Source organism: Bradyrhizobium sp. AZCC 1719, assembly GCF_036924525.1.
Lineage (GTDB): Bacteria > Pseudomonadota > Alphaproteobacteria > Rhizobiales > Xanthobacteraceae > Bradyrhizobium.
This window is the reverse complement of the sequence record NZ_JAZHRU010000001.1, coordinates 2,901,676-2,922,808: the sequence shown is the minus strand read 5'-3', so window position 1 is coordinate 2,922,808 and position 21,133 is coordinate 2,901,676. Positions and strand designations below refer to the sequence as shown.

Below are 21,133 nucleotides of genomic sequence, written 5' to 3'. Positions count from 1 at the left end.
TACATGCAACGGATCGTCTGCCCCGAACGTGACGACTGGCCTGCCACCGCCGAAGGCGTTGGGTTCACCTTTCACACCATCAACGGGGAACGCTATTGGGACGAACGGGCCTATTACGCGTTCACGCTGCAGGAAATCGAACGGCGGATCGAGGCGCCCACCGCCGAGATCGATGCGATGTGCCTCGAGCTGGTCGGCCGCGTGATCAAGGACGAAAAATATTTGCGCCGATTGAAAATACCCGAAGCGTTCTGGCCGCTGATGTCCGAGAGCTGGCGCCGCCGTGACGCCAGCCTCTACGGCCGGCTCGACCTGAGCTACGACGGCTGGAGCCCGGCGAAACTGCTGGAATACAACGCCGATACGCCGACCTCGATTTTCGAAGCGGCGGTTTTTCAGTGGACCTGGCTCGAACAGGCGATGGAGCGCAACATCATCCCGAAGCGCGCCGACCAGTTCAATTCAATCCACGAGCGCCTGATCGACGCCTGGAAGAAACATGGCGGCGCCAAGCATCTTCATCTCACAGGAATGACCAACAATGCCGAGGATGCCGGCACGCTGGCCTATCTGCAGGACACTGCGAGCCAAGCCGGATTGAAGACGACATTGATGGACATCAAGGAAGTCGGGTTGGATGGCGATGGCCGCTTCGTCGATCTCGACGACCGCGCAATCGAGCTCGCCTTCAAGCTCTATCCCTGGGAATGGATGTTCCGCGACACGTTCGGCGAAAAACTCGCAACCGCGCCGACCCGCTGGATCGAACCGCCGTGGAAGGCGATCCTCTCCAACAAGGGCATCCTTCCCCTGCTGTGGGAGATGTTTCCGAAGCATCCCAATTTGCTGCCGGCCTATTTCGAGGACGATCCGAAGGCGGCCATGCTCGGCTCCTCGTTCGTGCGCAAACCGCTCTATTCGCGCGAAGGCGCCAACGTCGCGCTCGTCAGCGCCGGCACCACGCTGGCGGAGCAAGAGGGCCCTTATGGCGCGGAAGGATTCATCCGGCAGGCTTTCGCGCCGCTGCCGAGCTTCACCGACCAATACCCGGTGCTCGGAAGCTGGCTGGTCGATCACACGCCATGCGGCCTGTCGATCCGCGAGGACGAGAACCCGATCACCGGCAACACGTCGCGCTTCCTGCCGCACGCGATCTTGTAGCGCGGCAGCATGCCAAGGCGCAGGCTGAAGGACAGGGTCAGCGCGCCGCGGCAACCGCCCGCAGGGTTTGCGGCACCAGGGTCGACGCCCCCACCCGTATCACCGGCGCGATGTTCGGACGATAAAGTCCGCGTCGCTCCGGATAGGGCTTGAAGCTGTTGGTGATGCCGACCACCGATTCGGCAGCGCCCAGCGCCAGCACGCCATCGGGCTCCAGCATCCGGGAGAGTCGCTCGAAGATATTGGCCTTGGTATTCTGATCGAAATAGATCAGCACGTTGCGGCAGAAGATGACGTCGAACACGCCGAGATGGGAGAAATCCTGCAGCAGGTTGAGCTGACGATGCTGCACCATGCTGCGGATCTCGGCATTGATCTGCCAGAGCTCGCCGTTCTGGCTGAAATATTTCACCAGCAACCCAATCGGTAATCCGCGCTGCACCTCGAACTGGCTGAAGATACCGGCCTTCGATTTTTCCAGCACCGCCTGCGACAGGTCGGTCGCGACGATTTCGGTGCGCCAGCCGGACAGCAGGGGTCCCGCCTCCTTCAGGCACATCGCGATCGAATACGGTTCCTGCCCGGTGGAGGAAGCCGCGCACCAGATGCGCAACGACCGGCGGGCCGCGCGCGCCTGTACCAGTGCCGGAATGACCGCTTCCCGCAAATGATCGAACGGAATCTTGTCGCGGAAGAAAAACGTCTCGTTGGTGGTCATCGCCTCGACCACCTCCGCCGTCAGTGCGCTGGCTCCGCCCTTCATCTTCTCGACGAGTTGGGAAATGCCCGGCAGGCTGGACTTGCGGGCCAACGGCAGCAATCGGCTTTCGACCAGATATTGCTTGTCGGCCGAAAGATCGAGCCCGGAGCGCTCTTTCAGAAGCTTACGCAGATACTCATAGTCTGAAGGCGTCACGAACGATCTCCCGAAAACAACCGAACCAGTTTTGGCGCGATCTGATTGAGCGGCAGAACCGCCGCGCAAATACCTGCGTTGGCGGCCGCGCCCGGCATGCCCCACACCACGCTGGTCGCTTCGTCCTGGGCAATCACGCTGCCGCCGGCGGCGACGATCTCCTTGCCGCCGCGCATCCCGTCGGAGCCCATGCCGGTCAGAATCACCGACATGATGCCGCCCTGCCAGACGTCGATGGCGGAGTTGAACAGCGGGTCCACCGCAGGCTTGCAGAAATTCACCGGCGGCCCGTCGTCGAGCGCGATCGTGGCGTCCGCGCCATGGCGCACGACGCGCATGTGGCGGCCGCCCGGCGCAAGATAGATCCGACCGGGCTTGACGATCTCGCCGTCAACGGCCTCATGCGCCGTCCGGCGGCTCGCACGTGCCAGATGCTCGGCGAGAATCGTGGTGAAGGTTGGCGGCATGTGCTGGGTGATCAGCACCGGAAAACGATCGATCACCGGACCGATATCGGCGACCAGCGCCATCAGCGCCTGCGGGCCGCCGGTCGACGAGCCGATCAGAAGCACACGCGGCGCCAGCATGCTGAAGGGCCGGCGCGCCAGTGGCAGTTGCGCAACGGGTGCAGCGACCGGATGAACGGATACCTCGCGCACCCGCTCGGCTGGTGCCGGAGCCGGGCTCGCGCCAGGCGACGCACGGCGGCGGGCCCTGGCGCCCAGATGGCGAATCTTCTGGATCAGATCGTGGTGGAACGTCTCGGCAGCGGTGGCCTCGCGCGTGCTCTCCGGCTTTGGAATGTAGTCGGCGGCGCCGAGCGAGAGCGCCTTGAAGCTGATCTCCGCGTTGCGGCGGGTCAGCGTCGACGCCATGATGATGACGAGGTCGCGCTTTTTCGCAAGCAACTGGGGCAGCGCCGAAATGCCGTCGAGCTCCGGCATTTCGATGTCGAGCACGGCGACATCGGGCTTGATGCGTTCGATCTGGTTGACGGCGTCGAGGCCGGTGCGCAGGGAGGCGGAGACCTCCATGTCCGGCTCGGCGCCGATCCAGCGCGAGATCATCCCGCGGATCACCACGGAGTCGTCGACCACCATCACGCGCAGCTTGTCTTGCCTTGTCGAGACTGGCGGCGGAGACTTCGTTAACGCAACACTCATTACTTCACCCGACCCAACTCAAGCGGCACACTTGCAAAACCAACGCCGATGGCCGTTGAGCCGCCGGGATCACATAGAGATCAGATCAGGCCGACTTCCTGGAACTTCGCGGTGACGATGTCCTTGTCGAACGGCTTCATGATGTATTCGTTGGCACCGGCATGCAGCGCACGCGCGATGTGCGCGACGTCGTTTTCGGTGGTGCAGAACACCACCTTGGGCGCGTCGCCACCGGGCATGCGGCGCAGATTGCCGAGGAATTCGTAGCCGTCCATGACAGGCATGTTCCAGTCGAGCAGAACCGCCTCTGGCATCGCGCGCTTGCAGACTTCAAGCGCCTTCTCGCCGTCCTCGGCTTCGACGATCTGAAAGTCGAGACCTTCGAGGATGCGCCGCGCGACCTTTCGGATGACGCTCGAGTCGTCAACGACCAGACATGTTTTCATTTTAGGCCTCCACTTAGATCAATTCCCAAAAGGGATGTTTCCGTACCGGGTTGGATTTTCATGCCGCCATCAGGTCAGGTATGATTTCGAGAACGCGATCGACGTCGAGGACGACCATGAGCTGGCCGTCGAGGCGGTGCACGCCGCCGGCGAGCTTGGCGAATCGGGGGTCGAGGTTGACGGGGTTTTCCTCGCGGCCATTGTCGGGTAGCCGCAGCACCTCGCCGATCTGGTCGATCAACAGGCCGTAGGACTCGCCTCTGAGGTCGACGCCGACCGCCATCGGCGGCTTGCCGTCGTCGTTCTTCGGCAGGCCGAGCCGGGCGCGCATGTCGACCACGGTGACGATGCGGCCGCGCAGATTGAGCACGCCGGCGATCTCGGCCGACGACAGCGGCACCCGGGTCAGCCGTTCCGGCATGAACACGTCCTGCACCCGCGAGATCGGCAGGCCGAACAATTGTCCGCCGATCACGGCGGTGACGTATTCGGCCACGGTGCCCTCGATGGTCTCGGTCTTGGTTGTCATGGTCTTGCTTCCTTAAGCCGCGCGCCGGGTGTCGGCGGTCTGTTCCTTCAGCGCCGCGATCAGGCCGGGGCGGTCGAACTTGGCGACGTAGTCGTGGAAGCCGGCCTGCCGCCCGCGCTCGATCGCCGCCGGCGACACCAGCGAGGACAGCGCGATGATCGGCAACTGGCCCAGATTGTTGTCGGCGCGGATCGTCTCGGCGAATTCGAAGCCGTTCATGTCGGGCATCTCGATGTCGGTCAGCACCACGTCGAAGGTCTGGCCCGAGCGCAGCGCCGAGAGCCCCTCCTGCGCGTTGACGGCGACCCGCACCTTGTAGCCGGCGGCTTTCAAGACCGGCGCCAGCATGTTGCGGAAGAAGGCGGAGTCATCGACCAGGAGCACCGATTGCGCGGTCGAGGAGGCCCGCATCTCCTTGCGCGAGAACCAGTCGGCAAACGCCATCGGCAGGAAGTGGCCGACGTCGATCACCTCGGTGGCCTGGCCCTTGATCACGGCGGAACCCAGGATGCCGTCCTGCTGGCCGGCGACCTCGATGTGCAGCCGCTCCTCGACGATGTCGATGATCTCGTCGACCACGAGCCCCATCGAGCGGCCGTCGTCGGCAAACACCAGGATCGGCTGCGAGCCTGATATCTGCACGGTGACCCCGGCCATCTGCACCAGCGGCATGAGCTGGTCGCGGTACTGCACCATGTAGCGGCCGTTAGAGAGCTCGATCTTGTCGGTGGCGATCTCTTCCAGCCGGGTGACGAGGCCGAGCGGCACCGCCTTGGGCTGGCTTGAGCCGGCGCGGAACACGAGCAGCGAGGTGAGCTGTTCGCCGGACATCGCATGCGCTGCCGACGCATCGTCGGCCATCTCATGGGCCGAGGCGCCGGAGGCGCCGAGCGCCTTGGCAATGCCGTTGGGGTCGATGATCATGATCACGGCGCCATCGCCCAAAATGGTGTTGCCGGAGAACATGTCGATGTGCCGCAGCTTGGTCGACATCGGCTTGACCACGATTTCTTCGGTGTGGAACACGCCGTCGACCACGATGCCGAAGGTCTGGCTGCCGACCTGGGTGACCACGATAAAACCGTTCTCGGGGTCTGAGGACGAGCCGTCGTCGATCTTCAACAGCTTCTTCAGGTGCATCAGCGGCAACAGCTTGTTGCGCAACCGCAAGACCGCGGTGTCCTTGATGCGCTCGATGCGGTGCTCGGAGTTGGCGCGGGCGCGCACCAGTTCGACCACAGACAATTGCGGGATCGCAAAGCGGTCGCCGGCGGCTTCCACGATCAGGGCCGAGACGATCGCCAAGGTCAGCGGAATCTTGATGGTGACGGAAGAACCTTCGCCGGCCACGCTCTTGATGTCGATGGTGCCGCCGATCTGGTCGATATTGGTGCGCACCACGTCCATGCCGACGCCGCGGCCGGACACCGAGGTGACGGTGGCGGCGGTGGAGAAGCCCGGTGCGAAGATGAACTTGTGGATCTGGGCTTCCGTCATCTTCTCCAGTTCAGCCTCGGTGACGAGGCCGTTCTGCAGCGCTTTCGCCTTGATCCGCTCGGTGTTCAGCCCGCGGCCGTTATCCGCAATGCAGATGATGATATGGCCGCCCTCGTGATAGGCCGACAGCCGGATCGTGCCCTGCTCGCCCTTGCCGGCCGCGAGCCGCTCGGCCGGGGTCTCCAGGCCGTGGTCGGCGGAGTTGCGCACCATGTGCGTCAACGGATCCTTGATCAGATCGAGCACCTGGCGGTCGAGCTCGGTGTCGGCGCCGTGCATTTCCAATTCAATTTGCTTGCCGAGTTCGCCCGAGAGGTCGCGCACGATGCGCGGCAGCTTCTGCCAGGCATTGCCGATCGGCTGCATCCGCGTCTTCATGACGCCTTCCTGCAGCTCGGCGGTGACGTTGGAGAGCCGCTGCAGCGGCACCTTGAACTCGGTGTCCTCGTTGCGGCGCGAGATTTCCAGGAGCTGGTTGCGGGTCAGCACCAGCTCGGAGACCATGGTCATCAAATGTTCGAGGGTGTCGACGTTGACGCGGATCGACTGGTTGGCGATCTTGTCGGCGACCTCGCCGTCGACCTCGACGGCGGCGGCGCGCTTGGCCGGTTTTGCCTTTACTTCCTTGGCTTCCGGCGCCGGCGCAGCCTTGGCAACGGGTGCCGGCGCGGCTTCGGTCTCGGTCTCGCGGAAGGCGCGCTCGAGGTCGTCGAGCGAGACCTCGCCCGGACGCAACGGACGCTCCAGCACCTGTTCGACCAGTGTGCCCTTGGTCATCGCGGGCGCAACCGGCGGCGCCGCCACGACGGGCGGGGGCGCGGGCGCGGGTTCAGGCTGCGCTTCCGCCGCATGGTGACCGCCTTCGGCCATCGCATGCAGCTTCTCGATCAGGTCTTCGTCGGTGCCCTCGGGCTCGGTCTCGGTGGCTTCCAGGCCTGCGAGGATTTCCTTGATGCGGTCGATGCTCGACAGGATCAGCGTCACGGCTTCGGCCTTGACCGGCATGCCGTCGCGGAACTTGCCCATCAAGGTCTCGCCGGCATGGGCGAGTGCTTCGAGCCGCGGCAGGCCCAGAAAGCCGCAGGTGCCCTTGATGGTGTGGACCAGGCGGAAGATGTTATCCAGGATCTTCGCGTCGCTCGGATCCTGCTCGAACCGCACCAACTGATTGTCGACCGTATCCAGGCTCTCGCTGGTTTCGGTCAGGAACTCCCGCAACAAATCATCCATGAAACTGGCCTTCGTACGCACCGGCACGCGACATCGACGCGCCTTACGGAACGAGGCCAGCTTCTATGCAAAGCGTTTAATATTGGTTGAGCAAATGGAAAAGAACGGGATCAACAAAGAGATAAGACGGCAGAAATGAATTCTGCCGCCTGTTTTCAACTGTTGGTTAACCATGTCGGCGCGGTGGCGCGCTCAGGAAGCAGTAACGAGCACCTTTTCCCCGTCGGGCTCAAGCGTCACGCTCAGCCCGCAGGCCTGCGCCAACAGCCGCGTATAGTAAGGCTGCACCGCATGCGCGTCGACGGTCGCGGTCGAACTCGCGCTCACGAGATTGGCGATGTTCTGCGGCACGCGGGCGTTGAGGCCCGAAGACGTGACGCGAAAACCCATCGTCTCGCCGTCGCCGATCGGATCGATCGTCAGCGTGCCGCCGCGCGGGATCGTTTGCTGCGCGATGATCAGCATGTTCAACAGCAGCTTGACGCGGTTCTTCGGCAGCAACAGGCGCGGCAGATTCCAGGTGATGGTGATCTTGCCGTCCTCGATGTGGCCGCGTGCCATGGTCTGGGCATCGCCGAGATCGATCTGCGCGCCCGCCGATCCCGCAGCGCCAAACGCCAGGCGGCAGAACTGCAACCGTGCGGAGGCGGTCTTGGCGCTCTTGCGGATCAGATCGAGCGCGAAATCGCGGTCTTCGGGCTTCGGGTTGTCGTCAAGCACCTCAAGCCCATTGACGATCGCGCCGACCGGGCTGATGAGATCGTGACAGACTCGCGAACACAACAGCGCCGCAAGTTCGAGGGTATCGGGAGCCGGACCGGGAGATGAAGTGCCAGACATCATGGGTTCCTGGAAAGCCGCCGGGGTCGCAAATTGCTGGCGGACCGTTACGAATCACGCGTGCTTATCGGTTTGATACACTGCGCAGCCCCGTGCTGCCAGCAGGGGGCGGCAATGGTAAGGCAGGACGAACAGCAAATGGGCCAAGCTCGTGAATGAGGCACGTCCGCCCGCGCTCGATCGCGAGGCCGCAGCAGTGCTGATCGAACCGCTGACCGAGATCGTGATCCGGGCCGGCGCCGCCATCCTTGCCGTCAACCGTTCCGCCATGATGGTCGACGGCAAGACCGACGGCTCGCCGGTAACGGAGGCCGATCTGGCGGCCGACCGAATCATCGCCGAGGGCCTTGCCCGGGTAGTGCCCGAAATACCTGCGCTCTCGGAGGAGCGCGTCCAAACGTCCGCGCTGCCCTACATGGAAAGCTTCTTCCTGATCGACCCGCTTGACGGCACCAAGGAATTCGTCGCCGGCCGCAACGAATTCACCGTCAACCTGGCGCTGGTGACCCAGGGGACGCCACTGCTTGGCATTATCAGCGCACCTGCGCTCGGACTGATCTGGCGCGGCATTGTCGGACGCGCCGCGGAACGGCTGACGCTCGGCAAGGGCAAGCTGCTCGTCGAGCCTATACGTACCCGCCCTTGCCCGCCGCGCGGCCAGCCATGGACCGTGGCGGTCAGCCGCTCGCATGGCGACGCCAGGACCGAAGCCTTTATTGCCGCAAGACCGGGGGCCGTACGGTGCGAGCTTGGCTCGGCGGTCAAATTGGGCCGGGTGGCCGAAGGCTCCGTCGATATCTATCCCCGGCTGTCGCCGACCTCGGAATGGGACGTGGCCGCGGGCCATGCGGTCGTCGCGGCCGCCGGCGGCAAGATCACGGATTCAAGCGGCGCCGCCCTGCAATTTGGCACGGGCCGGACGGGCTTCATCGTTCCGGAATTCATCGCCTGGGGTGATCCGAAGGCCGTGCAATCGTAGCCCGGGCGAGCTACTGCGCCAGCCCTCGCTCGAGCGCCGGCCAACGTGCGGTGGCTTCCTCGAGGAAACGTGCCGGCTCGGCGGCGAACGCATCGCGGTTGTCCTCGCGGCCGAACAAATAGAGCCGCTGGCCCGCAACCACCCAAAAGCGCGGGTTGCCTGCATAGGTTACCCCTCGCCCCAGATCGACTGGGTCATAGCCGCCGAACTGAGGCCCGTAGATTTCCGGATGCGCGACGAAAGAGGCGCGATTGCCCTCGTTGCGGAAACGCCAGACGGCGCCGGCTTCGCGAGCCTCGAAATCGGGTAAGCCCTCGATGGCCATGGATTCCGTAAAATAGGCGACGGGATCAAAGCCTCCGATGGCGAGTCCGGAATAGCGGTTCACCACCACCCGCTCGGTGGTCGCGGCGCGCGCGGCGAAATCAAGGCTAGCAACGCAAAAAAACCCTGCCAATAAGGCAAAAAGGGCCCTTTGGGGGCGCGAACCGTATCTTTCCTGCCGTTGTGCAGACATAGTTGGTGCCGATAACATGCGAGTCGAGGGGACACTGGGCGCAACCTAGAGCCATGCTTGTTGGCGTCAGGTTAAGGCGGCGGCCAGATTTCGATGCCAGGGGTTCTTTCATGACGTTTGCTTCACGCCTTGCCGCGGTGACGTTCGCCGCGCTGATGTGCTGGACCGTGCCAGCTTCTGCGCAGCAGCCGGGAGGGCCTTATCCGCCCCCACCGGGCGGGCCTTACCCGCCACCACAGCGCCAGCCGGGTCCCGAGACTTTCGGGCCCGAGGAGTTGGTGTCGGCCGGGCACAAGTTCTTCGGCAACGTCTCGCGCGGCCTCGCTTCGGTCATCGAACGGGCGGTGAGCCAATGGGGCTTGCCCAATGGCTATGTGCTCGGCGAGGAAGGCTCCGGCGCTTTTGTGGCGGGCCTGCGGTACGGCGAAGGCACGCTCTACACCAAGAATGCAGGCGACTTGCGTGTCTACTGGCAGGGGCCGTCGGTCGGCTTCGACTGGGGCGGCGACGGCGCGCGCACCATGACGCTGGTCTACAACCTGCCCGCCACCAACGCTATCTATCAGCGCTTCGTCGGCATCGACGGCTCCGCCTATATCGTCGGTGGCTTCGGCATGACCGCGCTGACCGCCAACAACATCGTGCTGGTGCCGATCCGTTCCGGCATCGGCTTAAGGCTCGGCGCCAATGTCGGGTATCTCAAATATACCCCGCGGGCGACCTGGAACCCGTTCTAAGCGCAGCTTCAAGCATAGACGCCAAGTCTCCCCGGATGGATTCAGGTTAACGCGGCATCGGGCTGGCGCAGGGTCGGGCTGGCGTGGCAATGTGATTAACGATTCCTTGTCTGTGTGGAGTAACCATCCATGATCGAGCCGATCATGTATCTGGCGATCGGTTTTCTGGTCTCGATGTTGTTCGGCCTGATGATCGTGCCGCTGGTGCATAACCGCGCAGTGCGGCTGACGACCCGGCGGCTGGAGGCGGCGACGCCGCTGTCGATGGCCGAAATCCAGGCCGACAAGGATCAGTTGCGCGCGGAATTCGCCATGTCGGCGCGGCGGCTCGAAATGAGCGTCGAGCAGCTCAAGAACAAGACCACCAGCCAACTCGCCGAACTCGGCAAGAAGAGCGATGCGATCAATCGCATGAAGATCGAGCTCGGCGAGAAGAACGCCACGATCTTTGCGCTCGAAGCGCGCGAGAAGGCGATGAAAGAGCAGCTACGCGCCACCGAAGAGGAATTCGCGGCCAAGACTGAACTGTTGCGCAACGCCGAGCAGGCGCTGACCGACAAGCAGGCCGACCTCGCCAGGATCAATCACGAATTGAACGATCGTTCGATGATGGCGGACAGCCGCCAGGTCGAGCTGGTCGCGGTGCGCACGCAGATCGAGGAATTGAAGGGCCGCGTCGGCGACGCCGAGAAGGAATTTTCGGCAACCCAGACCCGCCTCGCGCAGGAGCGCGCCGAGTCCGAGCATGCGACGCGCGAATTGACGGAAGCGCGCAGCCGTGTCGAAAATCTGAGCCAGCGCGTCACCGATCTCGACCGGCAATTGATCGTCCAGGTCAAGGAAGCCGAGATGCTCGGCAACCGCGTCAACGACCTCGAAGCGCGGCTGGCGACGCAAGGCAAGATCCTGGCTGAGCGCGAATACGAGAACAATCAGCTCCGGCAGGCGAACGAAAACGCCGAACGCGCCGCGCGCGAACTGCGCGAGGAGATCGCAGGCATGAGCGGCGGTAAGTCGTCGATCGTGGAAAAATTGCGCACCGAGAAGGCGGCGGTGGAAGAACAGCTCCGCATCGCCCGCGACGAGCGCGCCAAACTGCAGCGCGACATCAACGCGATCCAGCAGCAGGCCGAAAGCTCCTGGGCGACCGAGCGCATGGAGAACGCACTGCTTCGCGAGCGCATCAACGACATCGCGGCCGAAGTCGCAAAACTCGCGATGCAGCTCGAGGGACCGAATTCGGCGATCGAGGCCATGCTGGCGGCGGAACCGGACGTGCCGAAAGTGCCAGCCAAGCCCGCCAACGACGTCGCCGGTGCCGCCCCCGCCATGTCGGAAGGCGGCGGGACGCTGGCCGAACGCATCCGCGCGCTACAGTCGCACGCTTCGCGGGCCCGCCAGCAGGGCGCATAACTCCCCCGCCCCCACGCGAAAACGCGACGTTACGGCCTGACTGATCGCTTGACACTATGGGCTCGTCCTTCGTAAATCGCGGGCTCTGACGGGGCTCATTGTTCGCCCACACTTCCCGGACGCATAGCTCAGCGGGAGAGCGTTCCCTTCACACGGGAGAGGTCCAAGGTTCGATCCCTTGTGCGTCCACCATTAAACCCTTTTGCCAGCCACTTAACGAACTAGTTTCCTGAAGGTGTGCCCCAGAAAGCTGGGGCACATAGGGGCACTTCGGTTCGGCAAGGTTGACGAAAATCGCTCGACCATGGCCTACCCTCGCCCGCCGCCGCGATCTCCACGCCGATCAAGAGACTTGGCTGATCCATTACGACGACATCCGTGTGGACAGCATCGTAAAGCGACAGGGACCCCATGGAGCCGGGGAGTTCGCTTCTTGTCGGCATCGCATCGCGGTTGCCAGCAGGATCGTCAAGTCATTCGATACGGCTTGCGCTGTCTTCGAAACGCCGTGGCAGTGGCTACCTGCGCCTGGGCGGCAAACACCGTCAGTTAGGAGCTACGCGAAGCAGGAGGCCCAGCGGCTGTGCGAGGAGATCAAGCTCCGCCGTCTGAACCTCACTCTGATATTTTGGGAATAACAAGCAGCATGACGTTAATTGAGTTTGATCTGAACACGGCCGGCCAGCACGATGGCTGCGTCGCGTCATCCGCCTCCTGCTCGATCTCATCCAACTCCTGGGGCCGACGCGGTGATCAAACAGGGCACGACGCATCGTTTTCAGGATGAATGCGATGGGCAACTGGTGTTTTCGAGCGAGGTCGCGGGCGCCCAACCTTCAACGCCTCGTAGAAATTGAACGCCGGCGAGCTCAAGCGATCAGCCCTGCGACGAATGGCACTTCGGGCGGCGCTTCAGGCCGAGCTGCCGCTCCGAAGATCCATCGCTGACAGTATTTAGGTGGTCTCTTGCAGAAAAATACAGCATTGCTGTATATTACAGCAATGATGGAGGTTCATCGATGACGCAGTATTCCACCAGTGATCTTTCCCGGAAATCAGGAGACATCATCGCCGAAGCCCTGCGCCGGCCCGTCACCATTACCCAGCGGAACAAGCCGCGCCTGGTGCTGCTCAGCATCGAAGACTACCGCAAGCTTACAGCCAGAGCCGATACCCGGAAGGCCGGCCGGCTGGAGACGATGCCTGACGAGTTGTTTGAGGACGTCAAGCAGGCGGTCGACGCCTATGAGCGGGAAGGCGATGAGACGTGAGCCGGGACGAGCTTCGCACCGGATGCGTGATCCGATTTCCCTATTTGTGGGTGCGCGAAGCTGAGCGCGGGGAGACGGAAGGCCGCAAGCCTCGCCCGGTGGCTGTGGGTGTGCGGATTGCCCGACCGAAAGGTGAGGACTTGTTGCTGCTGTTTCCGATCACCAGTCAGCCGCCCTCCTCCGATCGTTTTGCCGTCGAAATTCCTGAGATGGAAAAGCGTCGCGCCGGCCTCGACGTTGCGCTGCGCCTCTGGGTCATTCTTGACGAATACAATCAGGACGTCATCGGCCAGTCGTTCTACCTCGAGCCGGAGCCGCCACTCGGCCATTTCAGCAAGGCGTTTTTTCTACCGTTGATGAAAGAATTCATTGCCCGCCGCGCCAGCACGCGCGGCGTTAACCGACAGCGTTAGATGGACGAGCCTGCCGAGAGACCGGATCTTTCACCGGAGCAGCAGAATACGGCGGCCCTGATCCGGCAACCGTGTCAAGAACGTCCTGTTCCCCTCGAGAAGAGTCTGTTGCGGCCGCCACAGGAAGAGAGAGGCGAAGCCGAGCGGCCTACTCCGGCGCCCTCATGCCGGGCGAGCGGAGCCATTCGTTTAGCCGAGATGCGGCTTCCATCTGTCGCGCCCGCCGCAAGAGCAGTTCCCGGGCCATGCCGGGCTGTGCCTCCCTTGCCGCCTCTCTAAAGCGCTTGGCCTCTTCCGCCAGCCGCTCTTCGAAGGTCTTGTCATGCTTGATGTGCCGTCGTGTTGGCATGCCCGTGATCCTCGTTCACGAGGGCCATTGAAATCCCGTGCCGGATCGCCGTCTGTCCGGCACCAGACTCATCGGGCAGGCTGCTTCCTTTGGCCAATAAGTCCCGGCCCGTAGTTTGCCCGTCTTGCCGGAACACGATTCCCGGCGTGTCGTGGTAGCGGCACTTTCCGGGAGCGAACCATGCTTACAACCCTTCTTGTGATGGCGGCCATCACCATCATCGCGGGCGCCGCGCTGATCGCTATTTCCGAACTCACCCGTGTGCGCCACCCGCAAGCCGGTCCGCCACCGCGGCGCCGGGCGTTCTAAACGCGCGCGCCGCGTTCGCAGCGGAGCCTTTGTTGCAGGCCATCAGCAGAAAGGGCCCCAGCGGCGGCGCTGAGGTCCCTTTCAGTCAATGTCGCATCGGGGATGTGCGACACACGGTCCAATGCAGTTCGCAGATTTTCGTTCCTATCGCGCGATGGCGCCGCGGGATCAAGTGCAGCCGCATAGCGCGGTGACGATCGCGTCGATATCAAATTCGACCAAATGCCAATCCTGATGAATTAAATATCTTCCCGATCGAGATTATCATCTGAATTAAATTCACTTATACCCTGTTTCAGGAAACAGGTCGCGCAACGGCGGCCTTTTCTTTTTAGCCAACGCGGCTGCGCCAATTCTGGCACAACCGCGCCGTCGAATTTACATTGGCGGCTGAACTAATGGTCAAGCAGCATGCGGGTTAACAACCGTGTATCCGCGTAACGAGCGTGCATGAATTCTCGTTGCGCGGCCGCCCGAGTTCGCATCGTATGCTATCCACGTATCGCCTTCGACATGTCGCTCCAGAACAAAAACGTGCCCACGCCGCGCAGCGACCATTCCGGGTGCTGGCGATGTCCGTGGAAAGCGCAGCCAGTTGGATGCGAGATTTAGACCAGGCACGATCCGGCCGAAAACACGTATAGACGCGCCGCAGCCGCAGAACGAGCGGGGACAACCGGCCGGACGACCGCCGACAGTTTGACCGCGATCGACACTCACGTCCGCCAATTCGCGACGGTAACTCTGTGCGGTCGCTTGATGTGTGTAAGAACTAATCCGCTCACGACGGGGCTGCGAAAATGAGAAGTCGCAGGGCATGGTCACATTGCATTCGGGTATTTGAGCGGTGCGGGAAGGACGGGCTTCCGAAGCGATAGATCCGGTTACAACAAGGACAGACGCAACAAGGATTTGTTTGAGCATGCAGGACTCCGATTTAAACGGTCCTGCCCCGCAATCAGAAGCCAATAATAGTTTGGCGAAAATGCGTTTGGAGCGCCCCGGCAGTTCCATATGCGGAACCCTCACCTAACCGCGCCTGAACGCTTGGTTCACAACGTGTTCATTCGCTTTGCCGTTAGTAATCCGCAGGAGGACCGGACATGGCAAACACGAATAACCGTTTCGATGCTGTAGGTGTTGTCGTCGATTGGATCGATGCCTGTAAGCAGCGGCGCCTCGACGCATTATTGGACCTGTATGACAACGCGGCCACCGTGGAATGCTGCGAGAGCGGTAGCTTCAACGGGCGATCGGAGATGGAACGATATTGGTGGCCACGGCTCGCCAGGGCGGGAAACGACGCGTTCGCTATCGACGCATTGATGCCGGAGGAGGACGGCATTTCACTGGATTATCGCGGTTACGACGGAAGGCTCATGAGAACGCATTTCCGCTTCACGCAATCCGGAAAAATCCGGCTCACGGCGTGCGAACCAGTAAAATCCGCAGCGTGGCGGCGAACGATCGGCCATTAATGTGAAGCCGCTCAGCAGTCAGATAGAGTATGTATCTCGGTGTCTGATCCGTCGACCTGGGCGATGACGATATTTGCCTTTGCAGGCATCGGGATCTGTGCCTATCGACGGCGCAAATCCATTTGCTCGGGTATGACCCGTCAGCCCTTCTCTCAAAACAACGAAAAAAAGACCGCCCAAGGGGCGGCCTTTTTGTTCTGGTTCAGGAGATCAAACTACATGATGCTGCAGCGCCGACGATAGTGCGTCCTGTTGACCGGACAAGGCAGGCCTGCTCGTGACCGGCGGCACGCGGGTCGCGCAGAGATGGAGCTACATCAGATCCCGAACACCCAGATCGCCACGATGGTGCCGAGCGTCGCTAGCCCGCTGATGGTCCATCCGGTTGCATAGGAGATGTCGTCGTCGCCGGTGCCGCGCATTTCATCGGCGCCTGTGGTTGCAGACCGCCACTGCATGGCATTGCTCCAAAAAGCCTGCCCGCAAGTGTAACGTCGCTCCGGGTTCCCGGTTCCACTCTATTTGGAGGCCGTCGGAGAGACGGCGCACTACTCTTCGATTCAGACTAAGGAAAGCCGGCGCGCGTCGGCCGGTGCGATCTCTTTTTCGTCGCCGACGATGATGGTGACCTTCCATCCTTCGCTGGCCCAGACCCGCGCTTTGGCGACCGCCACCAGCATGCTGCTTCGGTCCATCCTGACGGTCTCGTCCTTGCGTTCCGCCACGATCCTGTACGCCATGCCACATCCCCCACGCACGTAGAACTACTGGGGAACGATGTTCGGCTAGCGCTTTGGCCGCAATTGGCCGACAATTTGTCCAATCGGGGGCATGGTTAACGGCGCTGGGGACAGTTCAGCCCCTATTTTGCGGCGTTTCTCACCACAAGCGCCGGTTTGGTCACGCCATCCAGCCCGGTCAGGATCAGGACGGTTAACAGGGCGTTCTGCGGTCCGTACCAAGCGTTGGTTGGCTTGTACCATTCGTTGCGCGAGTGCCAGTTGCCGCCCTCGCCGCCGCCGCCAATGGTGACGGCCGGGATGCCGAGCGACATCGCGATGTTGGAATCGGTGGAGGAGCCGGCAAAGGTCGGCCGCGGCCCCTTGGTAACGGCAGAGACCGCGCGCTGGGTCGCCTGCACGATCGGCGAATCCATCGCGACAATGCCGGCCGGCCGGTCGCCGATCAGTTTTGCCTCGACCGTCATCTTGTCGGACTTCCAGCGCGCGTTCTCATCCGCCACCGCTTCCTTCACGAGTTCGAGCAGCCGCGCCTCGAGCTTGAGTAGTTCCTCGGTCGAATTCGAGCGCATGTCGACGGCCATTCGCGCTTCCGCGGCGATGGCGTTGACCGAGGTGCCGCCGGTCACGGTGCCGACGGTAAACGTGGTCTTCGGATCGGACGGCGGCTGCAGCTCGGAAATTTTCGCGATCGCCCGGCCCATCGCGTGCGTCGCGCTCGGCAGTCCGAATTCCTGGAACGAGTGCCCGCCCGGGCCCTTGAAGGTGAACTCGTAGCGATGGCTGCCGGTCGCCTGGTTGACGACGCGGGTGATGCCGAGCCCGTCGATCGAGATGAAGCCGTCGATATCGGTGTGATCGCGGAACAGCGCCTTCACACCGCGGAGATTGCCGAGCTCTTCCTCGCCGACGGTGCCGACGAACAGGATATCGCCGACGGTCGCGATCCCATTTTCGTTCATCACTTTGATCAGCGACAGCAGCGCCGCAAGGCCGCGTGAATCGTCGCCGATACCTGGCGCTACGATCGCGCCGTCTTTTTCCTTCACCGTGACGTCGGTGCCTTCGGGAAACACCGTGTCGAGATGCGCGGAAACCACGAGCTTGGGCCGGCCGCTGCCACTGCCTTTGCGTAGCGCGAGCACATTGCCTTCGGCATCGATCGACGCATCCTTGAAGCCGAGCTCCTGCATCCGCTTCTGAAAATATTCGGCACGGACTTTTTCCTTGAACGGCGGCGCCGGGATTTCGGTGATGCGCTTCTGCTCGGCAAAGGTCCGCTCGTCGTCGGCCTTGATGTCGTCGAGCGTCTTGGCGATTTTGGGATGGGCCAGAATGGCTTCCAGATCGGGCGCGGAAGCTTGCGCGGCGGCCTGCTGCACCAGGGCGTGCTGTGCGACGGCGACAAATGCGATGGCCAGGATCAATCGACCGAGCGTCATCAAAGTTCTCCGATTGCAGGCTTCATCCGGCGCTTAGCCCTGCATCCTTCAGTCGCTGCGCGAACCAGCCGGACATGGCCTGGTCGAGAACGCCGCTGGTATAGACCTCCGACATCGCGACGTGGGTCTTGCCCAGCGTCAGCAGCACGCCGATCCAGTAGGCGAACCACAAATGCGGATCGGTCAGCGCGCGCAGCTTGTGCTGGTCATGTTCGAGCGGCTGATGATTGACCGATTTGCGCACCTCGACCGCGAGCAGGTTGTTGGGAATGGCGCGCTGGTGCACCACGATGTCGGGATAGATCGATTTTGCGAGGTGATCGTCGGTCGAGACGGTGGATCCGTGCGGCAGCCGCAGCGTGCGGTCGCCGAGCCGGTCGTATTCGCAGTCGATCTCCCAGCCCGGGAATTGCGTTTCGAACTGCACCGCCAGCCGGTGCGTCAGCGCGCGCTCGCCGACATCCCGTTCGAGCAGGAAAGTTTCGCGTGCATAAAACTCGTGAAGTGCGGCCACAACCTTGTTCAGTTCGGTCTGCATCTGGCCTCCAGGAAGGCGAGCGGTGACAGCCGCCTTACATCTGCACTTCGATCAGCCGCGGCCCCGGTTCGGCGACGGCTTCCGCCAGCGCCTTGTTGAAGTCGTCGGCATTGGCGACCGCGCGGCCCGGCACGCCCATACCCTTGGCAAGCGCCACGAAGTCGAGGTCGGGACGGTCGATCTTGAGCATGTCTTGCGCGCGCTGCCCCGGCTCGCCGGCGCCGACGCCGTCAAATTCGCCACGCAGAATCTGGTAGATCTTATTGGCGAATACGATCGTGACGACGTTGAGGCCTTCGCGCGCCTGCGTCCACAGCGATTGCAGCGTGTACATCGCGCTGCCGTCGCCGACCATGCAGATCACCTTGCGGTCCGGGCACGCGACCGCGGCACCCGTTGCGACCGGGGTGGAGAAGCCGATCGAGCCGCCCATGTTCTGTAGCCAGTCGTGCGGGGCAGCGGCGGCCGTCGGTGGGAAGAAGCCGCGGCCGGTGGTGATGGATTCATCGACCACGATGGCGTTTTCCGGGATCGCCATCGCAATCGCCTGCGCGATCGAGGCGTGCGTCAGCGCGCCGGTCGGTTTGGCGATTTCGACCATCTTTTGCGGCTGCCGGTCCTGCGGCTGCGCATGCAGTGCGCCAGCCAGCGCTTCCAGCGCGGCAACGGAATTTTCGGCGCCCGTGGTCATGCGGTGCACTTCGCACCCTTGCGGCTTCAGCATGCTCGGCTTGTTCGGATAGGCGAAGAACGCCACGGGGTCGTTGGCCTCAACCAATACGATATTTTTAAAATCCTTCAGGATCGGCAGCGCCTGCTCGATCACGTACGGAATGCGGTCGATCGCGAACCGGCCCCTGCCGCGCGCCATGCGTGGATTGTAGGTCTGGCCCATCACCTTGCAGCCGGTCTTGCCTGCAATCTGGGCAGCCAGCGCCAGCCCCTGCTCGGTCAGCGCGCTGCCGGTCATCAGCAACAGCGTCGACGCGCCGCCGTTGCGCAAAACCTTCGCGGCATTGTCGACGGCCTGCGCGGAATAATTGGCGCGCTGGCTTTCCGCCGGCGCTGGCGCGATGCCGTCGGCCTCGTTCCAGGCAGTGTCGGCGGGCAGGATCAGCGTGGCAATCTGCGGCGGCGAACTCTTGGCGGCAGCGATCGCGGCAGCGCCATCGGCGGCAACGGATTTGGCATCCGGCGAGGTCCGCACCCAGGACGACATCGGCCGCGCCAGCCCTTCGATGTCTGATGTCAGCGGGGCGTTGTAGCCGATATGGTAGGTCGCGTGCTGGCCGACGATGTTGACGATGCCGGAATTGGCCTTCTTGGCGTTGTGCAGGTTGGCAAGACCATTGGCGAGGCCGGGCCCGAGATGCAACAGCGTCGAGGCCGGCGTGCCCTTCATGCGGTAATAGCCGTCGGCAGCCCCCGTCACCACGCCCTCGAACAGGCCGAGCACGCAGCGCATCCCCTCGACCCGATCCAGTGCGGCGACGAAATGCATCTCCGAGGTGCCGGGATTGCTGAAGCAGACGTCCACCCCGCCCGCGACCAATGTCCGCACCAGACTTTCCGCACCGTTCATGGTCTCATTCCCCTTCGCGCTTTGTTCTTAAGAGCAGCTAACGATCAAACATTGTTCGCACGTTTCGTCAAAGGTTTAGCGGAACAATGCAGCCATCGTTTCCGGCATGTTGTCTTTTTTAACCGCGGTGTTTGAAAATGGCTGTGGTCACGGGCTCGTTGCTTGCACGATCGCCGCAATTATGGCCTGTCTCGACCTGCATATTCAGATTTTTTCGCGAGGGAGAACAATGACCCGGGCTTTTGCTTTGCTGTTTGCGGCACTCACTGTGCTAGCGGGGGCCGGCAACGCGCAGGCCCAAGGTTTATTTCAAGGTTTCTTCTTTGAAGACTCGCGCGACATCATGGGCGGCGGCCCCGGTTTCTTCCGGCCCGGCATGCCCAGCGGAGCGAGTCCGATCCCGCGTACGACAGTGAACTTTGCCGGCAATCTCGCCCCCGGCACAATTCTCATCAACACCGCCGAACGCCGGCTCTATCTCGTGCTCGGCAACGGCCAGGCGATCCGCTACGGCATTGGTGTCGGCCGGGACGGCTTCCGCTGGAGCGGAACCCACCGCGTCACCGCGAAGAAGGAATGGCCGAGCTGGACGCCGCCGGCTCAGATGCTCCGGCGCCGGCCCGACCTGCCGCGCCACATGGCAGGCGGCATCGACAACCCGCTCGGCGCGCGGGCGATGTATCTGGGATCGACGCTGTACCGCATCCACGGCTCCAACGAGCCCGAGACGATCGGACAGGCGGTCTCGTCCGGCTGCTTCCGCATGACCAATGAGGACGTAACCGATCTCTATAGCCGCGTCCGCATCGGCACGCCGGTTATCGTTAGGAATTAGGCAGCGTCCATTTCTCGGCTGCCGTATCGGCTCGTCTTGAATAGGTGAGTGGATGGAAAACGAAGCTAGCCGAATCCTGGAATTCCTGGGGCTGTCGGAGCGACTCAAACGCGAGCTGCGGCATAGCTGGCTATCGGACGGGCGCCGAGAGAGTGTCGCCGAGCATACGTGGCAGATGGCGCTGATCGCACTGCTTGCATACCGTCATCTTGAGCATCCTGTCGATATTGGGCGCGTGCTCAAGATTGTCCTGGTGCACGACCTAGTGGAGGCCTTGGCCGGGGATATCCCCTACTTCGAAGTGGGCGAACGAAAAGAGCTCAAGGCAGAACGCGAACGTGCGGCAATCGAGGAGATCCGAACCCGCGTTGCCGGCGACACCGGACAGGAAATCTTCGAGCTGTGGCACGAGTTTGAAGCGCATACGACGGCAGAGGCGAAGTTTGCTACAGCGCTGGATAACCTTGAAGTGCAAATTCAGCACAATCTCGCGGACTTCGGAACGTGGGAGCCGATCGAGTATGATCTCGTCTACACAAAGATGGACGCGCGATGCTCGCATGACGCCTTCCTGATGGCCCTTTGCAATGCAGTAAAGGCGCAAGCTGAGGCCAAGATGGTTGACGGAGGAATCGACGTAGCCTCGATCAGAGCAAGGGTTGGCGGAAGATAACCCCCGTTCCGAGGTACACCTCCTGACAGGCACCGCAGGCGGAACTTGCAGCGCCGCCGCCGGCAATCGGCTGAA

The 21,133-nt window shown here is 62.6% G+C and carries 23 protein-coding genes and 1 tRNA gene; 11 read left to right on the top strand and 13 right to left on the bottom strand.

Annotated features, from left to right (window positions below; genetic code table 11):
• Positions 1-3: 3 nt before the first annotated feature.
• Positions 4-1,161 (top strand): glutathionylspermidine synthase family protein, encoded by a 1,158-nt coding sequence (locus tag V1292_RS13865; protein ID WP_334373226.1) that lies wholly within the window; start codon positions 4-6, stop codon positions 1,159-1,161.
• Between the two features lie 37 nt (positions 1,162-1,198).
• Here the strand turns inward: V1292_RS13865 and V1292_RS13860 are convergent, their stop codons facing one another.
• The 6 genes from V1292_RS13860 to chpT all read right to left on the bottom strand — a co-directional run bounded on the left by V1292_RS13860 (position 1,199) and on the right by chpT (position 7,782).
• A complete protein-coding gene (locus tag V1292_RS13860; protein ID WP_334373224.1) occupies positions 1,199-2,077 on the bottom strand; it encodes a CheR family methyltransferase in 879 nt (292 codons plus the stop codon).
• The gene (locus tag V1292_RS13855) at positions 2,074-3,240 is read right to left on the bottom strand and encodes a protein-glutamate methylesterase/protein-glutamine glutaminase (RefSeq protein ID WP_334373222.1); all 1,167 of its coding nucleotides are present in this window, start codon (positions 3,238-3,240) and stop codon (positions 2,074-2,076) included. The genes V1292_RS13860 and V1292_RS13855 overlap by 4 nt, the downstream gene beginning before the upstream one ends.
• Positions 3,241-3,320: 80 nt before the next feature.
• A complete protein-coding gene (locus tag V1292_RS13850; protein WP_028347253.1) occupies positions 3,321-3,686 on the bottom strand; it encodes a response regulator in 366 nt (121 codons plus the stop codon).
• Positions 3,687-3,744: 58 nt separating this feature from the next.
• A complete protein-coding gene (locus V1292_RS13845) occupies positions 3,745-4,215 on the bottom strand; it encodes a chemotaxis protein CheW (RefSeq protein WP_334373220.1) in 471 nt (156 codons plus the stop codon).
• A 12-nt stretch (positions 4,216-4,227) separates the two neighbouring features.
• A complete protein-coding gene (locus tag V1292_RS13840; RefSeq protein WP_334373218.1) occupies positions 4,228-6,942 on the bottom strand; it encodes a hybrid sensor histidine kinase/response regulator in 2,715 nt (904 codons plus the stop codon).
• Positions 6,943-7,134: 192 nt separating this feature from the next.
• Positions 7,135-7,782, bottom strand: a complete 648-nt coding sequence (gene chpT / locus V1292_RS13835; RefSeq protein ID WP_334373217.1) for a histidine phosphotransferase ChpT — start codon at positions 7,780-7,782, stop codon at positions 7,135-7,137.
• Positions 7,783-7,933: 151 nt separating this feature from the next.
• Between chpT and cysQ the strand changes: the two genes are divergently transcribed.
• Positions 7,934-8,761, top strand: coding sequence for a 3'(2'),5'-bisphosphate nucleotidase CysQ (gene cysQ / locus V1292_RS13830; RefSeq protein ID WP_334373216.1), 828 nt, complete (start codon positions 7,934-7,936; stop codon positions 8,759-8,761).
• A gap of 10 nt (positions 8,762-8,771) precedes the next feature.
• Here the strand turns inward: cysQ and V1292_RS13825 are convergent, their stop codons facing one another.
• Positions 8,772-9,278 (bottom strand): YHS domain-containing (seleno)protein, encoded by a 507-nt coding sequence (locus V1292_RS13825; RefSeq protein ID WP_334373215.1) that lies wholly within the window; start codon positions 9,276-9,278, stop codon positions 8,772-8,774.
• 110 nt (positions 9,279-9,388) lie between these two features.
• Between V1292_RS13825 and V1292_RS13820 the strand changes: the two genes are divergently transcribed.
• From V1292_RS13820 to V1292_RS13800, 5 genes are all read left to right on the top strand, one after another.
• Complete coding sequence (locus V1292_RS13820; protein WP_334373213.1) at positions 9,389-10,015, top strand: DUF1134 domain-containing protein; 627 nt, start codon at positions 9,389-9,391, stop codon at positions 10,013-10,015.
• Between the two features lie 129 nt (positions 10,016-10,144).
• Complete coding sequence (locus V1292_RS13815) at positions 10,145-11,428, top strand: hypothetical protein (RefSeq protein WP_334373211.1); 1,284 nt, start codon at positions 10,145-10,147, stop codon at positions 11,426-11,428.
• Positions 11,429-11,545: 117 nt separating this feature from the next.
• Positions 11,546-11,620, top strand: a tRNA-Val gene (locus tag V1292_RS13810).
• Positions 11,621-12,447: 827 nt separating this feature from the next.
• A complete protein-coding gene (locus V1292_RS13805; protein ID WP_334373209.1) occupies positions 12,448-12,699 on the top strand; it encodes a type II toxin-antitoxin system prevent-host-death family antitoxin in 252 nt (83 codons plus the stop codon).
• Positions 12,696-13,112 carry a hypothetical protein gene (locus V1292_RS13800; RefSeq protein WP_334373207.1) on the top strand — a complete coding sequence of 139 codons (417 nt, stop codon included), beginning with the start codon at positions 12,696-12,698 and terminating at the stop codon, positions 13,110-13,112. Before V1292_RS13805 ends, V1292_RS13800 begins: the two co-directional genes overlap by 4 nt.
• 148 nt (positions 13,113-13,260) lie before the next feature.
• Here the strand turns inward: V1292_RS13800 and V1292_RS13795 are convergent, their stop codons facing one another.
• Positions 13,261-13,461, bottom strand: coding sequence for a hypothetical protein (locus V1292_RS13795; protein WP_334373205.1), 201 nt, complete (start codon positions 13,459-13,461; stop codon positions 13,261-13,263).
• 180 nt (positions 13,462-13,641) lie between these two features.
• Between V1292_RS13795 and V1292_RS13790 the strand changes: the two genes are divergently transcribed.
• Positions 13,642-13,770 (top strand): hypothetical protein, encoded by a 129-nt coding sequence (locus V1292_RS13790; protein ID WP_334373203.1) that lies wholly within the window; start codon positions 13,642-13,644, stop codon positions 13,768-13,770.
• Between the two features lie 1,103 nt (positions 13,771-14,873).
• Positions 14,874-15,248, top strand: a complete 375-nt coding sequence (locus V1292_RS13785) for a hypothetical protein (protein ID WP_334373202.1) — start codon at positions 14,874-14,876, stop codon at positions 15,246-15,248.
• 317 nt (positions 15,249-15,565) lie between these two features.
• Here the strand turns inward: V1292_RS13785 and V1292_RS13780 are convergent, their stop codons facing one another.
• From V1292_RS13780 to V1292_RS13760, 5 genes are all read right to left on the bottom strand, one after another.
• Positions 15,566-15,706: a hypothetical protein gene (locus V1292_RS13780; RefSeq protein WP_334377238.1), complete on the bottom strand. Its 141-nt coding sequence runs from the start codon at positions 15,704-15,706 to the stop codon at positions 15,566-15,568.
• Between the two features lie 102 nt (positions 15,707-15,808).
• Complete coding sequence (locus tag V1292_RS13775) at positions 15,809-15,988, bottom strand: hypothetical protein (protein ID WP_334373201.1); 180 nt, start codon at positions 15,986-15,988, stop codon at positions 15,809-15,811.
• A 122-nt stretch (positions 15,989-16,110) separates the two neighbouring features.
• On the bottom strand, positions 16,111-17,430 hold the full coding sequence (locus V1292_RS13770) for a M20/M25/M40 family metallo-hydrolase (RefSeq protein ID WP_334373199.1): 1,320 nt from the start codon (positions 17,428-17,430) through the stop codon (positions 16,111-16,113).
• 22 nt (positions 17,431-17,452) lie between these two features.
• A complete protein-coding gene (locus tag V1292_RS13765) occupies positions 17,453-17,968 on the bottom strand; it encodes a hypothetical protein (RefSeq protein ID WP_334373197.1) in 516 nt (171 codons plus the stop codon).
• Between the two features lie 34 nt (positions 17,969-18,002).
• Entirely contained in the window at positions 18,003-19,550 is a 1,548-nt protein-coding gene (locus tag V1292_RS13760; RefSeq protein ID WP_334373195.1) for an acetolactate synthase large subunit, read from the bottom strand.
• 229 nt (positions 19,551-19,779) lie between these two features.
• On the opposite strand from V1292_RS13760, the gene V1292_RS13755 reads away from it, so the two are divergent.
• Both V1292_RS13755 and V1292_RS13750 read left to right on the top strand, forming a co-directional pair.
• Positions 19,780-20,385, top strand: a complete 606-nt coding sequence (locus V1292_RS13755) for a L,D-transpeptidase (protein ID WP_334373193.1) — start codon at positions 19,780-19,782, stop codon at positions 20,383-20,385.
• Positions 20,386-20,437: 52 nt separating this feature from the next.
• A complete protein-coding gene (locus V1292_RS13750) occupies positions 20,438-21,058 on the top strand; it encodes an HD domain-containing protein (protein WP_334373191.1) in 621 nt (206 codons plus the stop codon).
• Positions 21,059-21,133: the final 75 nt, after the last annotated feature.

Coding starts and splice junctions, on each gene's coding strand:
- V1292_RS13865 (WP_334373226.1), top strand. CDS start 4: ATGCAACGGATCGTCTGCCCCGAACGTGACGACTGGCCTGCCACCGCC.
- V1292_RS13820 (WP_334373213.1), top strand. CDS start 9,389: ATGACGTTTGCTTCACGCCTTGCCGCGGTGACGTTCGCCGCGCTGATG.
- V1292_RS13795 (WP_334373205.1), bottom strand. CDS start 13,461: ATGCCAACACGACGGCACATCAAGCATGACAAGACCTTCGAAGAGCGG.
- V1292_RS13755 (WP_334373193.1), top strand. CDS start 19,780: ATGACCCGGGCTTTTGCTTTGCTGTTTGCGGCACTCACTGTGCTAGCG.
- V1292_RS13765 (WP_334373197.1), bottom strand. CDS start 17,968: ATGCAGACCGAACTGAACAAGGTTGTGGCCGCACTTCACGAGTTTTAT.
- V1292_RS13825 (WP_334373215.1), bottom strand. CDS start 9,278: ATGTCTGCACAACGGCAGGAAAGATACGGTTCGCGCCCCCAAAGGGCC.
- V1292_RS13775 (WP_334373201.1), bottom strand. CDS start 15,988: ATGGCGTACAGGATCGTGGCGGAACGCAAGGACGAGACCGTCAGGATG.
- V1292_RS13855 (WP_334373222.1), bottom strand. CDS start 3,240: ATGAGTGTTGCGTTAACGAAGTCTCCGCCGCCAGTCTCGACAAGGCAA.
- chpT (WP_334373217.1), bottom strand. CDS start 7,782: ATGTCTGGCACTTCATCTCCCGGTCCGGCTCCCGATACCCTCGAACTT.
- V1292_RS13845 (WP_334373220.1), bottom strand. CDS start 4,215: ATGACAACCAAGACCGAGACCATCGAGGGCACCGTGGCCGAATACGTC.
- V1292_RS13840 (WP_334373218.1), bottom strand. CDS start 6,942: ATGGATGATTTGTTGCGGGAGTTCCTGACCGAAACCAGCGAGAGCCTG.
- V1292_RS13790 (WP_334373203.1), top strand. CDS start 13,642: ATGCTTACAACCCTTCTTGTGATGGCGGCCATCACCATCATCGCGGGC.
- V1292_RS13850 (WP_028347253.1), bottom strand. CDS start 3,686: ATGAAAACATGTCTGGTCGTTGACGACTCGAGCGTCATCCGAAAGGTC.
- V1292_RS13805 (WP_334373209.1), top strand. CDS start 12,448: ATGACGCAGTATTCCACCAGTGATCTTTCCCGGAAATCAGGAGACATC.
- V1292_RS13780 (WP_334377238.1), bottom strand. CDS start 15,706: ATGCAGTGGCGGTCTGCAACCACAGGCGCCGATGAAATGCGCGGCACC.
- V1292_RS13750 (WP_334373191.1), top strand. CDS start 20,438: ATGGAAAACGAAGCTAGCCGAATCCTGGAATTCCTGGGGCTGTCGGAG.
- V1292_RS13770 (WP_334373199.1), bottom strand. CDS start 17,430: ATGACGCTCGGTCGATTGATCCTGGCCATCGCATTTGTCGCCGTCGCA.
- V1292_RS13785 (WP_334373202.1), top strand. CDS start 14,874: ATGGCAAACACGAATAACCGTTTCGATGCTGTAGGTGTTGTCGTCGAT.
- V1292_RS13760 (WP_334373195.1), bottom strand. CDS start 19,550: ATGAACGGTGCGGAAAGTCTGGTGCGGACATTGGTCGCGGGCGGGGTG.
- V1292_RS13815 (WP_334373211.1), top strand. CDS start 10,145: ATGATCGAGCCGATCATGTATCTGGCGATCGGTTTTCTGGTCTCGATG.